Annotated in this window: 14 protein-coding genes and 1 other RNA gene; 6 read left to right on the top strand and 9 right to left on the bottom strand. The window is 57.5% G+C overall.

What is annotated here, in order from left to right:
• Nucleotides 1-54 precede the first annotated feature (54 nt).
• The 4 genes from H6G62_RS07035 to H6G62_RS07020 all read left to right on the top strand — a co-directional run bounded on the left by H6G62_RS07035 (nucleotide 55) and on the right by H6G62_RS07020 (nucleotide 2,721).
• Complete coding sequence (locus H6G62_RS07035; RefSeq protein ID WP_190493458.1) at nucleotides 55-444, top strand: response regulator; 390 nt, start codon at nucleotides 55-57, stop codon at nucleotides 442-444.
• Between the two features lie 140 nt (nucleotides 445-584).
• Nucleotides 585-1,079, top strand: a complete 495-nt coding sequence (locus H6G62_RS07030) for a DUF1269 domain-containing protein (protein WP_190493456.1) — start codon at nucleotides 585-587, stop codon at nucleotides 1,077-1,079.
• Nucleotides 1,080-1,263: 184 nt separating this feature from the next.
• Nucleotides 1,264-1,782: a hypothetical protein gene (locus H6G62_RS07025; protein WP_190493455.1), complete on the top strand. Its 519-nt coding sequence runs from the start codon at nucleotides 1,264-1,266 to the stop codon at nucleotides 1,780-1,782.
• A gap of 156 nt (nucleotides 1,783-1,938) precedes the next feature.
• The gene (locus H6G62_RS07020) at nucleotides 1,939-2,721 is read left to right on the top strand and encodes an SH3 domain-containing protein (RefSeq protein WP_190493453.1); all 783 of its coding nucleotides are present in this window, start codon (nucleotides 1,939-1,941) and stop codon (nucleotides 2,719-2,721) included.
• A gap of 157 nt (nucleotides 2,722-2,878) precedes the next feature.
• Here H6G62_RS07020 and rnc read toward each other — a convergent pair whose 3' ends face one another.
• The 7 genes from rnc to trpB form a co-directional block, all read right to left on the bottom strand.
• On the bottom strand, nucleotides 2,879-3,577 hold the full coding sequence (gene rnc / locus H6G62_RS07015; protein ID WP_190493451.1) for a ribonuclease III: 699 nt from the start codon (nucleotides 3,575-3,577) through the stop codon (nucleotides 2,879-2,881).
• A gap of 174 nt (nucleotides 3,578-3,751) precedes the next feature.
• Nucleotides 3,752-4,124, bottom strand: an RNA gene (gene rnpB / locus H6G62_RS07010) — RNase P RNA component class A.
• A gap of 32 nt (nucleotides 4,125-4,156) precedes the next feature.
• Nucleotides 4,157-5,404: a lipid-A-disaccharide synthase-related protein gene (locus tag H6G62_RS07005; protein WP_190493448.1), complete on the bottom strand. Its 1,248-nt coding sequence runs from the start codon at nucleotides 5,402-5,404 to the stop codon at nucleotides 4,157-4,159.
• 38 nt (nucleotides 5,405-5,442) lie between these two features.
• On the bottom strand, nucleotides 5,443-5,691 hold the full coding sequence (locus H6G62_RS07000; RefSeq protein ID WP_190493446.1) for a hypothetical protein: 249 nt from the start codon (nucleotides 5,689-5,691) through the stop codon (nucleotides 5,443-5,445).
• 325 nt (nucleotides 5,692-6,016) lie between these two features.
• Entirely contained in the window at nucleotides 6,017-6,598 is a 582-nt protein-coding gene (locus tag H6G62_RS06995; RefSeq protein WP_190493444.1) for a thioredoxin family protein, read from the bottom strand.
• Nucleotides 6,599-6,736: 138 nt separating this feature from the next.
• The gene (locus H6G62_RS06990) at nucleotides 6,737-7,660 is read right to left on the bottom strand and encodes an alpha/beta fold hydrolase (RefSeq protein WP_190493443.1); all 924 of its coding nucleotides are present in this window, start codon (nucleotides 7,658-7,660) and stop codon (nucleotides 6,737-6,739) included.
• A gap of 170 nt (nucleotides 7,661-7,830) precedes the next feature.
• Entirely contained in the window at nucleotides 7,831-9,084 is a 1,254-nt protein-coding gene (gene trpB, locus H6G62_RS06985) for a tryptophan synthase subunit beta (protein WP_190493441.1), read from the bottom strand.
• 246 nt (nucleotides 9,085-9,330) lie between these two features.
• On the opposite strand from trpB, the gene H6G62_RS06980 reads away from it, so the two are divergent.
• Nucleotides 9,331-9,957: a ribonuclease D gene (locus H6G62_RS06980; RefSeq protein ID WP_190493439.1), complete on the top strand. Its 627-nt coding sequence runs from the start codon at nucleotides 9,331-9,333 to the stop codon at nucleotides 9,955-9,957.
• Nucleotides 9,958-10,112: 155 nt separating this feature from the next.
• Here H6G62_RS06980 and lipB read toward each other — a convergent pair whose 3' ends face one another.
• Complete coding sequence (lipB, locus tag H6G62_RS06975) at nucleotides 10,113-10,808, bottom strand: lipoyl(octanoyl) transferase LipB (RefSeq protein ID WP_190493437.1); 696 nt, start codon at nucleotides 10,806-10,808, stop codon at nucleotides 10,113-10,115.
• Nucleotides 10,809-10,975: 167 nt separating this feature from the next.
• On the opposite strand from lipB, the gene raiA reads away from it, so the two are divergent.
• Nucleotides 10,976-11,605 (top strand): ribosome-associated translation inhibitor RaiA, encoded by a 630-nt coding sequence (raiA, locus tag H6G62_RS06970; protein ID WP_190493434.1) that lies wholly within the window; start codon nucleotides 10,976-10,978, stop codon nucleotides 11,603-11,605.
• 113 nt (nucleotides 11,606-11,718) lie between these two features.
• Here raiA and H6G62_RS06965 read toward each other — a convergent pair.
• Nucleotides 11,719-11,902, bottom strand: a 184-nt coding sequence (locus tag H6G62_RS06965) for a hypothetical protein (protein WP_190492888.1), incomplete at its 5' end; no start/stop codon positions are given.

The following is an 11,902-nucleotide window of genomic DNA, read 5'->3' as shown; positions in this document are numbered from 1 at the left end:
GGCTAGATATCGGTTGGTGATACGGCAACTCATTCCTATTTTGAGGGGCGAACTATGCCCAGTTCAAGGTTGCTCTTGATTGAGCATGAAGCCAGTCTTCGGTCTGTCCTTGATGCTTGTCTAGGCGAACTAGGAGACTGGGAGGTTACCTCGTCTCGATCAATTCAGGAGGGAATTTCGCTTTGTAACCAACATCATCCCAATGTCATTTTGGTGGATGCCTCTACCCCAGAGGACGATGCCCTATTGCTGATGGAACAGCTTAAACGCGACTCCCAGCGTCGGGCAATTCCCATTGTATTAATCAGCGCTAAGGCCGATTGGTTTACGATTTCAGAACTGCACCAGATGGGATTTTTAGGGGCCATATCTAAACCCTTCAACCCATCAACGCTGTCTGCCCAAATTCATCGACTGGTGTCCTACCAAATTTTACCTCCCTAGGGGGAATGCCATATCTATAGATGGGCTTAACTTTCCCTTTGCGGTCATGCTTTACACTGGGGAAGCCCATTGATTCTCAACAAGGGCAATCGGATGAATGATCACCTCCGTCGATGAATGATGCTGAATAGGAGAATTTCATGTCTACGTTAACGGTTTGGAAATTTAAGACCGCCGAGGGTGCAGAAAGCGCTCTGGCCAAATTGGAAGGACTGCAAAAGCAAGAACTGATCACCGTGTTGGATGCCGCTGTGGTGACCTGGCCCACGGGGCGCAAAAAGCCTAAAACCTATCAGGCCGTAAGTACCGTGGGCGTGGGTGCCCTCGGCGGTGCCTTTTGGGGAATGCTGTTTGGCCTCATCTTTTTGGTGCCCCTGTTTGGCATGATTGTGGGCGCAGCGGCAGGTGCCCTGTCCGGCAAATTTACCGACTACGGCATTAACGACGACTTCATCAAGGATCTGCGCGAAAAGGTGACCGAAGGTACTTCGGCTCTGTTTTTGCTGACGGGGCAAGTCACCGTGGATAAGGTGAGTGAAGCCTTTGCCCCCGATGAAATGGGCGAGTTGATCCAGTCCAATCTCTCGACAGATCAGGAAGCCAAGCTACGGGAAGATTTCGGCGCTGAACTGTAGGCGCAAACGGCACGATCCCATAGGTCTGTAGCCGATGATGGCGGGCGGGAAAAGTTCCATTCCTAGCCCGACAAGCTGTAGGGGCAAGGTCTCCCCGCCCGCCAATACCGAGGACAAGCCAGCCGGATCGAGTATAAGTTCTCTAACCCTTCTTTCCAGTCTTTAAAGTCTAGGACGTTTAACCATGATGACTTTCAAATCCCTGGCGGCTACCCTGGCGGTAGTTGTTACTACTGCGGCAATGCTGCCCTCTCTCGCTACGGCAAACTCAACCGATCTGGGTTCGCCCCAAACGACAGATCTAGCCCAAACCATGACCTCTCCCACCGGGACGGGGCGTTCCTGCGTGGCGCTACAAGAGGTGACGACGGGGCAAACGGAAATTCGTCGCCGCATCGAAAATCGAGCCATTTTAGGAAACAATTGGCATACCGATTGGCTGGTGCCCAACCAGCCCAACTTCACCTATTTCGTGGCCATGGTGACACCGGAAAATACCGCCCCCTACTGGCTGGATGTGCATCTTCGGATGTCCCACGGTGGTTCTGAGAAAGTCTTTAGCGACCGGGCCGATGCCGAAGCGGGCAGCACGTTCATCATTCCCTTTGGGTCGCCCACAGGCCGTCAGCCTGCCCTTGTGAATACCCGCCTTGGTGGCCTTAACGGCAACTTCTATACCATCTCCGTTGCCGCCTGCGAGTAATGCCACCTTTGGAGACGAAGGGCCGACGGATTTATCAAGGAAGTTGTTCGGGGGGCTTTTTCGGGGGAATTAGAGAGCACACTTTTCGAGAGATGGGGTAGCATGGCGGCTGATTCTATGCCATTGCTATTGCGAATCATCGTCCCGGAGAACCCTATGCTGTGTCCCTTTGGAGGAAAAACACCCTGGCTTGCGGCTGGATTGGTTGGCCTAACGGTGCTGCTAGGCGTTGCAGGCTGTAGCTCGTCCGAGACCGTGGCCACTGAGGCCAGTACCCCCACCGCTGGCACCGCTGACCCAGCGGCAGAAAGCCCTATCGAGGAAACCATTGGCGGCTTTCGGGCCACAGTCATCGATCCGCCCCGTGTCACGATCCTCACCAGCCAAACCCCAGGGGCGCAGATTAATCTGCGTTCTCAGCCCACCACCCTATCGCCCATTCTCAGCAGCGGTGCAGCGGGGGATGAAGTGCGTCTGTTGCGTCTGGCGGAGGGGGAAGGCGGTCACACCTGGTACTATGCCCAAAATGCCGAAGCTGAGCGAGAGGGCTGGGTGCGAGGGGATTTTGTAGACATCAGCAATGCCACCCCCCTAGCTGCGGATCCGGGGCAAGCCACCGACCGCCCCGCCCCGCCCGCCCTGTCTACCACCAACCCCTGCGACAGTGATCGCCAGGAAGCCTTTTTTGAAACCCAGTCCTACGCGGTGTATTTGTGCCAATCGGCCCAGGGATTGCGCTACGTAAGCACTCACAAAACCACCCAAGACGCCCTCATCACGGACGATGTGGCGGTCAACCGATCCATCTACATCGCCATCGACGGCAACCAGCAATACCACGTCAGCGATACGCACCTCGCGGTCTACGAAGTCCACGATGGCAGCTACACCCCCCTCAAAACCGAACCTGTTCTACGGTTCGAGCGATTTCTCTATTGAAATTGAACCCTGTCTTTAACCTAGCGAGATATATCGGATTGAGTCTGATACCAAATCCGAATTAGAAAACCTTGATTCCTAAACCGTCAAACCCTAGGGGCGAGGTCTCTTCGCCCGTTGGCACCGGGGGGAAGCTATCAGGATTTAGGATTAATACTTACGCTTTTTCGATTAGTACCTCGTAGGCCAGGGCGGCAGCGGCCTGTTCGGCCTGTTTTTTGGTGGGGCCATGGCCCTTGCCCAGGCAACGCTCCTGAAACCAGACCTCAGCTCGATAGCGCTGCGGGTCGCCCTCTCGACCGGGTTCAGTGGTGCGATATTCGGGCAGGGCACGATGGCGTTTCTGGGTCATCTGTTGCAGCAGATCCTTGTAGTTTTTGCGGCTGGGATCGTTTTGCAGACTGTGGGCCAACCGCTGAAAATGGGGGTCTAACCAAGGGCGAATGAGCTTAAGGTCGTGGGTTTCTAGGTAAATCACGGCCACTACAGCTTCCAACGCATCGGCTAGCCGCTGGGTGGGAACGCCCTTGGTCTTCAGGCTGGGGTCGGTAATCAGATAGGCATCGAGCCCCAAACGAGCCGCCAGTTGGGCCAGGGTTCGATCACTAATCAACTGCGACCGCAGGGCAGATAAATCCCCCACCGAGGCATCGGGAAAACTCTCCTGCAAACATTCCGTCGCCGCCAGCCGCAGCACCGCATCCCCCAGCAGTTCCAACTGTTCGTAGTTATCTTTGGCGTTGGCGGATTCATGGGTGAGGGCTAAATCCAGTCGCTCCCAGTTCACCTCCAAATCCGCAGGTAAACCCAACTTTTGCAAACATCGCTGAAGAGAATGGGAAGGCACCGAAGACATATCCTGCTTAACAAGGGGGACTTTGAATCCGGTTTCCCCCTTGTTAAGGGGGGCTAGGGGGGATCAACGCTCGAAACAAAGCGGGATAGAGACTGATGTATAAGCGGTAGCCCCAAGGGAGAGGGATTTTGGGTGAGGGCACATCCTCGCTGTCATGGGGGATCCTAAAAAACGGGAAGGAGTCGGACATAAGCCGGGTTCTGTTCCCCGTTGCCGGGGGGCGGTTATCTATCTGGGACGACTGTTACCAGCCGCCTCCTGCGGTACGCAAAGACGGGACAGGAAAAAGACCAACCCTTGCCCCTTCGACCTTGCTCCCAACCGGGGTTTACCGAGCCAGCACCTCTCGATGCTGCTGGTGCGCTCTTACCGCACCCTTGCACCCTTACCTGTGCCTGGAGACACCCCAAGGCCATCGGCGGTATGTTTCTGTGGCACTCTCCTCACGGTCACCCGCACTGGGCGTTACCCAGCAAGTCTGGTCTTTCGGGAGCCCGGACTTTCCTCAGGCCAGCCAAGGCCAGCCCGCAACCACCTCGCCAACTCCTTCCTCACTCTAGTTTAAATCCCCAATGTCCACTATGGGCACCCGTTGAACTGCTGGGTGAGGGCGGCGGCGATGGCGCGTCCGGCTCCGGTTTGGCCCATGCGGGCGCGGCCATTTTCGGCAATGTGCTGAAGGCGATCCCTGTCTTGGAGGCAATGGGAGAGGGCTGATCCTACGTCTGCGGAGTTTTCCACCACAATAATCGATGGCCCCAACAGGCGAGACTGGGCTTCGGCAAAGGCGGCGGTGAACTGTGGCCCAGTGCCGGGGATCGTGAAGACGGGTTTACCTAGCCCCACGGCCTGTTCGGTGGCGGTGCCAGCGGTGGCGAGGGCGGCATCGGCTAGGTGCAGGCATTCGGCAAAGGCATCGGTGGTGATCAGCAATCGGCAGTTGTGGCGGCAAAAGGTGAGCCGGGATCCGGGTATGGCATCCGGTTCTGGCTGCCATTGGGACTCGATCAGGGCATCCTTGAGGACGGCTACATTCAAAGATGGGGCGATGGCTCCCAGGGCGCGAATCTGCCGATTTGGAAACGCTTGGGCCACGCTGTCGAGGGCGATCACGATGCGCTGCCAGTTTTCAAAGGCTTCAGGGGCGCGGGAACCGGGGATCAGCGCCAGGGTGAGGACGGCCTCGGCGGGGGGAAAGGCGGCGGTGAGGCGGGCGAGTTTGTCCGTGGCGGCATCGAGGCCGTCCATCATCGGATTGCCGGGGTAGCTGGCCTTGACGCCACAGCGTTGCAAATAATCAGCGGTGAGTTGATCCCGCACAAAGGCTCCTCGGCAGCGGCGATGCCCCATCAGCCAGCGCTCCCAGGGTAAATAGATTGACCCACTGCGGCCCTCCATCCAGGGTCGGTTTGGCAGACGGCCCGCTTCGTTGCGCACGTAGTATTCCGACTTGGCGGTGCCGATGAAGGCATAGTCTGCGCCGCTGGCCCAGGCCATCGCCAAGGGCACAATATCGCCCACCGCCAGCACCTTGCCCCCGGTCTTTCCCCAGGCTCGCAGGGTTTTGAGTTGTGCTAGGGTCAGCCCGACCAGCCCGCCCTGAACGTCGCGAAGCACCTGGCGCGTGTCCATATAAATGAAGCCGCCGGAGGGCATGGACTGGGTTGGCCCCACGATGGGAATGCCAATTTTTTGGTAGGCTCCCCCTTCGCCCACAATGGGCAGGGCGGACATTGTGGGCGCATTCGGCAACCGTCGCAATTCCTTTAAAACCCGCACCGCAATGATGTCTTCACCGTGGCCATTGCTGATGCAGAGGAGGTTCATGCCTGAAATGCGCGACTATCCTCCCAACGGTACCAGATCTAGGCCGATCCCATTCGCCCCCACTGCCCCCAACGACGCAGGGATTGCCAGACCTGCCGTCCCCAACGCATTCCCCTAGCCCAGAGGGATGGGAGGAAGGCGGGCCGGGGAGTGGTGGCCATCTTGACGGTAGCGTTTTGTAATTGACAGTCCTGCAATTGGTCGAGGAGGGCCGCCAGGGCTGGATCGGCCTGGGCAAACTGGGCGGGCAGGCAGCGGGCCTGGTTTTGGCAAGAGCGACACAACATGGGCAGACAAGCCGAGGCTTGGGGCGCAACAACGGCGGGACAACGATCAGCGGCAACGCTAGAGGATCATCCGATGGAACAGGAACGTTGCCTCGCCTATTCTGAACGATCCCCTCGTTTTAGGGTTCCCCAAAGAAAAAAACAACGTAAAGCGTTACGATTCCGCACGCTAGGCACAACCTCAGGATTCGGCTAAAACGGTGCGCCGTAACCGGAAGGTCTGGAGATCCGCGCCCGTGTCCTTGAAAACGATCCTTCCCTGGCTGTCTTCGCCGTGAACCGACGAATTAGAGGGCTTGGGCCGACAAGGACGTTAACCAAAGGATTAGCCAAAGTAGGCGGGTTCGTTGCCGGGAGTCCATTTAATGTTGCACCCCACGCTGGGCCGCTGGTCGGCGGAGAGGGGGTGACCCGCGAGGACCGTATCGATGGCGGCCCGGAGGTCTTTTCCGGTGACGGGTAGGCCGTTGCTGGGGCGGCTATCATCGAGTTGACCCCGATAGGCTAGGCGCAGATTGCCATCAAAGAGGAAGAAATCCGGCGTACAAGCGGCGGTGTAGGCTTTGGCCACGGCCTGGGTTTCGTCAAAACAGTAGGGAAACGGGAAGCCGCATTCTTCCGCCTGGGCTTTGAGGTGTTCTGGGCCGTCCTGGGGGTGGGTTTGCAAACTGTTGGCGCTGATGGCCACAATCCCGAGCCCCTTGGATCCATAGTCGTGGCCGATGCGGGCCAGTTCCTTTTCCACATGCTTCACAAAGGGACAATGCCGACAGATGAACATCACCAGCAGGGCACGGGCATCGACAAAGGAGCCTAGGGTCACCGTTTGACCAGAGACCACATCGGTGAGGGTAAAGGCTGGGGCGGCGGTGCCGAGGGGCAGCATGGTCGATTCCACCATCACCATGGGCCAGTCCTCCTGGGGAAACGGGTATGCCCCTAGCCTATAGCAAAAGACCGACCTCGCCAACTGTCGCTAGAAACGGGCTGGGCCGCTGAGAACCGGGGTTTTACAATTCGGACTGTAGGCTACTCCGCGACCGAATCAATCGGCAGCATGGCAGCGACTGGCCCATTGCACCACGGCTTGGTTAAAGGTGGCGGGGTCTTCGTCGTACAGACAGTGGCCTAGGTTGGGCAAAAACCGAAGCTGAATGTGAGGGTTGAGATCCGCCAATCCAGTCGCCAAACTGGGCGGAATGACCCGATCTCGTTCTCCCCACAGAATTAGCGTGGGCTGGGTGAGTTCCGCCAGCATTCCCTTCACCGAGGGGCTGAAGTTGGGGTCGCTGCGGGCATTGACCAAGTAGCACAGGGTACGGGCGGCCCCTCGCTGTTGGGGTGGCAGGGCAAAGGTGTCGATCAGATCCTCATCCACGGCCTCCGACTGGGTATAGATCCCGCGCAAGGCCCGCTCCAAAAACCCTCGTTGGCGCACCACCCGAAACAAAGGCCGCAGGAGTAGTGGCGAAGCCACCAAACTCTCCACCGTACGGGCCAAATCCGCCACCCAGCCCGCCACTAAATCCTCGCGGGAGGCCGGGGTGGGCACTGTCACCAACAACAACTGCCGCACCCAATCGGCATGACGATGGGCGATGGTCAGCGCCACCAATGCTCCCAGGGAATGCCCCACCACATGCACGGGCTGGCCGATGAGGTGCTGAATAAAATCCGCCCCCTGCTCGGCCCATAGGATTGCGCCGTAGGACGCTGCGGCCTTTTCCGCATCGCCAAACCCCAGCAGGTCGATGGCATAGACCGGGGCCACTGTACTCAAGACGGCTAGGTTATGCCGCCACTGGTTGAGGTTGGCCCCAAAGCCATGGATCAACAGAATGGGGGGGATGGGAGAACGGCCTGACTCCAGCGTCGGGCCGAGATGGAACCAGTAGCGGACTCGCCAGCCTCGCCAGTACCAAATCCGCTGGTGGCCTACTTCCGCCAAGGAGCCTGGGCGTTGACTCAAAAATACGGATCTTGAGACTGTGGATCCTACCGTCGATGGCGTTACCAGGGCCAACCCTCCATTGTTTTCCGTTATACCCGATGCTCTGTTCACGCCCTGCCTCGCGGGCGACGGCTGCCGATCCGCCTAGGCTAGACCACCCCTGAGATCGCCTAGCCTAGTGAGACCGCCTAGCCTAGGTCACCCAGCGCCTTGGCTACGGTGTTCACGTCCTTATCGCCCCGGCCAGAGGAATTGATCACAATCCGAGGGTTGCCCGATAGCTGGGGGCAAAGGGTTTCCAGGTAGGCAAAGGCGTGGGCGGTTTCCAGGGCGGGGATGATGCCCTCTAGACGAGAGACCCGCTGGAAGGCATCCAGGGCTTCCTGGTCGGTGACGCTGTAGTATTCGGCCCGTCCGGCATCCTTAAGAAAGCTGTGTTCGGGGCCAACACCGGGGTAGTCGAGTCCGGCACTGATGGAGTGGGCTTCGATCACTTGGCCATCGGTGTCTTGCAGCAGGTAGCTCATGGCTCCGTGTAGCACACCCACCCGTCCGGCGGTGAGGGTGGCCGCATGTTTGCCACTGTCTACGCCACTACCCGCCGCCTCAATGCCGATCATCCGCACGCTGGTGTCGTGGATGAATTCATTGAACAGGCCCATGGCGTTGGATCCGCCACCCACACAGGCGATTAGAATATCCGGCAAACCGCCCCATTTTTCCTGACACTGGGCACGGGTTTCTTCGCCGATGATGGCATGGAAATCGCGCACCATCATCGGGTAGGGGTGGGGGCCAGCCACGGAACCAAGGATATAGTGGGTAGTTTCCACGTTCGTCACCCAGTCGCGGATGGCCTCGGAGGTGGCGTCCTTGAGGGTACCTGTACCAGCGGCCACGCCCCGCACCTCGGCCCCCATCAGCCGCATCCGAAACACGTTGAGCGCCTGCCGCTCCATGTCGTGGACGCCCATGTAGATAACGCACTGAAGCCCAAAGCGGGCGCAAACCGTGGCGGTGGCCACCCCGTGCTGTCCGGCCCCGGTTTCGGCGATGATGCGCTGTTTGCCCATGCGCTTGGCCAGCAACACCTGGGCCAGGGCGTTGTTAATTTTGTGTGCCCCAGTGTGGTTAAGGTCTTCCCGCTTCAGGTAAATATCGGGGCCTTGGCCATCGGGGCGGCGATAGTGGGCGGTGAGCCGTTCGGCAAAATACAGCGGGCTAGGACGACCCACATAGTCGGCCAGTAGACCATCCAGTTCCGCCTTAAACCCGGCTTCGTCTTTGTAGCGATAGAAGGCTTCTTCCAGTTCGCTGAGGGCGGGCATTAGGGTTTCGGGCACATACTTGCCGCCAAACTGGCCAAAACGGCCCAGGGCATCGGGACGGGGCGCATCGATGGCAGCGGCGGACGGACGAGGGGGAAGCGGCGTTTGGGTCACAGGAGAAGGTCGGATGAAGGGCAGAGAGTAGCCCTTATTATAAAGAATGGCATTCCCCTAAGGCTAGGGAAATCAGGACACCGCTGCGCCGCTGCCTGGGCGGGGGTAGGTTTCCCGGTGGACAACTTGGGAGTAGACTATGGTCGGAGTCGGAACCATGAACCTAGCGTTCTCCCACAGGCCGCGTTGCTAGGGGCCATGGTTGGCTGGGATGACTGGGAGCCAAAACCGTTAAGCAGGCAGACTATGACGGACAATTTTGAAATTTTTGATCGTGACCTTTCCCCATCGATCCTAGAGCGCTATCTTCAGGCTGAGGTGATCGCCTGTGATACGGAAACTATGGGACTTTTGCCCCAGCGAGATCGCCTTTGTCTGGTGCAGCTTAGTGATCCAACGGGTTATGTTTCGGTGGTGCGCATTGAACGGGGACAAACCGCAGCCCCTAACCTAAAACAACTTTTAGAGGCAGAACACAGCCTCAAGCTTTTTCACTTTGCCCGGTTTGATTTGGCTACCCTGCGATACCACTTAGGTATTCAGGTAAACCCAGTTTTTTGTACCAAAATTGCCAGCAAGCTGGGTCGCACCTACAGCCCTAAACATGGCCTTAAGGATGTGGTCAAGGAGCTAGAAGGCACAGAATTGGACAAAACCGCCCAAAGTTCCGATTGGGGCAATGCGATGAATCTCTCGGAGGATCAACTGCACTATGCTGCCAACGATGTGCGCTATCTCCACAGTATCTACCACAGCCTAGAGACCATGCTGAAGCGAGAGGGGCGCTGGGAATTGGCCCAGGATTGCTTCCGCTGCCTACCTACGTTGGTCAGTCTTGATTTACTGCAATACAACAACCTCTTTGAACACTGATAGAGCGAATCTCCCTAACATAGATGTATGACACCTATCAGAGAACCGTCCTATTCAGCAACATTCCTCTGGGCATCCATGCATGGCCCACCTCGTCTAGCTCAGTGCCCAGGGTCGTCAACGGATCGAGCACATCTTGCAGCGTCGGTTCTGGTTTAGGTTGCGGGATTGGAGCCATCGCTGTTTGCCGTACCCTCGACTAAATCGATCTTAAACACCTGGCTAAACGACTGCTTTACTAAGGCTCCCACCGCCGCCACGCTAATGCCGGGGCAAAATTGCGCCACACTGCCCACCGCTTTATCGGCAATACCGCAGGGAACGATGGCCTCAAAGCCGGACAGGTCAGGACAGACATTGAGGGCAAAGCCGTGCATGGTAATCCAACGACTGACCTTGATACCGATGGCCGCTAGTTTGGTATCGCCCACCCATACCCCGGTGAGTCCCGGCTGGCGCGTCGCGGGGATATCTAGTGCCGCCAAGGTCTGGATGACAACTTCCTCTAACTGGCGCAGATACCAATGCAGATCGGTTTGGTAGCGCTTGAGATCGAGGATGGGATAGCCCACCAATTGACCGGGACAGTGGTGGGTCACTTCGCCGCCGCGCTCGATGCGAAAGAGGGGATGGGGAGGATTGCTCTCTAGAAATTTAAGATTTTCGGTCGTGGATCCCTGGCCCAGGGTGTAGACCGGGGGATGCTCGACCAACAGCAGACGGTCGGGCTGGGGGGACTGGCGATGGCGCGAAACCCAGGTTTTTTGAAGGTTCCAGGCTTCTTCGTAGGGCATCATCCCCAGGTCATAGACCTCGCAGAGCCGCTGGGTTGGCTGGTGATCGTGTCCCATCTTGTCAACCGTACAAAAACTGGAAAATGTCATGAACTGTGGAAAACCAAGGATGGGGGAATCAAGATTTATCAACCCATGCAAAGGATTCTAACGGACAGTGTTGTGCAGAATACAAGGTGCTAGGGTGAAGTCATAAGCCGACGTTTCAAGGAGTCCGCTTTATTATGAAACTGGTTATCCATGGCAGAAATATCGAGATTACCGATGCAATTCGCGACTATGTGGAGCAGAAGATCCTCAAGGCGGTCAGCCACTTCAATCATCTGACCAACGAGGTTGACGTTCACCTATCGGTGGCGCGCAATCCTCGGATTAGCTCCAAACAGTCGGCAGAGGTAACGCTCTATGTCGATGGGGCCATTGTGCGGGCTGAGGAAAGCAGCGAAAACCTGTACGCCAGTATCGATCTAGTTGCCGATAAAATTAGCCGCCAACTCCGCAAGTTCAAAGAAAAGCGCAACGACCGCAAGCACGGCAACCTGGGCAAAACCACGGAAGCTTACTTGAACGAAGCGCCTGTTACCAACGTCACGGAGGTGCTCAGCAACGCCGAACCGCAATTGCCGGAAGAGGTGATTCGGGCCAAATATTTCGCGATGCCGCCTATGACGGTGTCCGAAGCCCTGGAACAACTAACGCTCATTGACCACGATTTCTATATGTTCCTCAACGCAGAAACTAACGAAATCAACGTGGTCTACGAACGCAACCACGGCGGCTACGGCCTCATCCAACCCCGCCAGCCCAACGGCAACGAAGTCGCTGCCAAGGAACTCTCGGCCACGGCTTCCTAAGTCGTCTGAGTTCTACGGTAGGTCTAACACCACCGTGGGGATAGACAACGCCCACCAACCCTAAATAAACGCCCTGAACCCCTGACATTCTGTGCTGACTGCCTGACACATCTTTATGCCGCCTCCCAGGGGGGCAATTGACATCGTATGGACTGGATCCTAGAGAACCAGATGCGGTCATAGTACTGGTCTTCGGCGTTTTTAGAGGCAAAGCAGGGTTCAGGGTCAACGGTGAGCAGGGGGATGGGTTGGAGCAACGGACGCCCTTTGTTGACGGCACCCTTGAGCCAGCGGAGG

It is taken from the genome of Phormidium sp. FACHB-1136 (assembly GCF_014697375.1).
GTDB lineage: Bacteria > Cyanobacteriota > Cyanobacteriia > Phormidesmidales > Phormidesmidaceae > Nodosilinea.
This window is presented reverse-complemented; position numbering and strand designations above follow the sequence as displayed.

Coding starts and splice junctions, on each gene's coding strand:
- H6G62_RS07035 (WP_190493458.1), top strand. CDS start 55: ATGCCCAGTTCAAGGTTGCTCTTGATTGAGCATGAAGCCAGTCTTCGG.
- H6G62_RS07030 (WP_190493456.1), top strand. CDS start 585: ATGTCTACGTTAACGGTTTGGAAATTTAAGACCGCCGAGGGTGCAGAA.
- H6G62_RS07025 (WP_190493455.1), top strand. CDS start 1,264: ATGATGACTTTCAAATCCCTGGCGGCTACCCTGGCGGTAGTTGTTACT.
- H6G62_RS07020 (WP_190493453.1), top strand. CDS start 1,939: ATGCTGTGTCCCTTTGGAGGAAAAACACCCTGGCTTGCGGCTGGATTG.
- rnc (WP_190493451.1), bottom strand. CDS start 3,577: ATGTCTTCGGTGCCTTCCCATTCTCTTCAGCGATGTTTGCAAAAGTTG.
- H6G62_RS07005 (WP_190493448.1), bottom strand. CDS start 5,404: ATGAACCTCCTCTGCATCAGCAATGGCCACGGTGAAGACATCATTGCG.
- H6G62_RS07000 (WP_190493446.1), bottom strand. CDS start 5,691: ATGTTGTGTCGCTCTTGCCAAAACCAGGCCCGCTGCCTGCCCGCCCAG.
- H6G62_RS06995 (WP_190493444.1), bottom strand. CDS start 6,598: ATGGTGATGGTGGAATCGACCATGCTGCCCCTCGGCACCGCCGCCCCA.
- H6G62_RS06980 (WP_190493439.1), top strand. CDS start 9,331: ATGACGGACAATTTTGAAATTTTTGATCGTGACCTTTCCCCATCGATC.
- lipB (WP_190493437.1), bottom strand. CDS start 10,808: ATGGGACACGATCACCAGCCAACCCAGCGGCTCTGCGAGGTCTATGAC.
- raiA (WP_190493434.1), top strand. CDS start 10,976: ATGAAACTGGTTATCCATGGCAGAAATATCGAGATTACCGATGCAATT.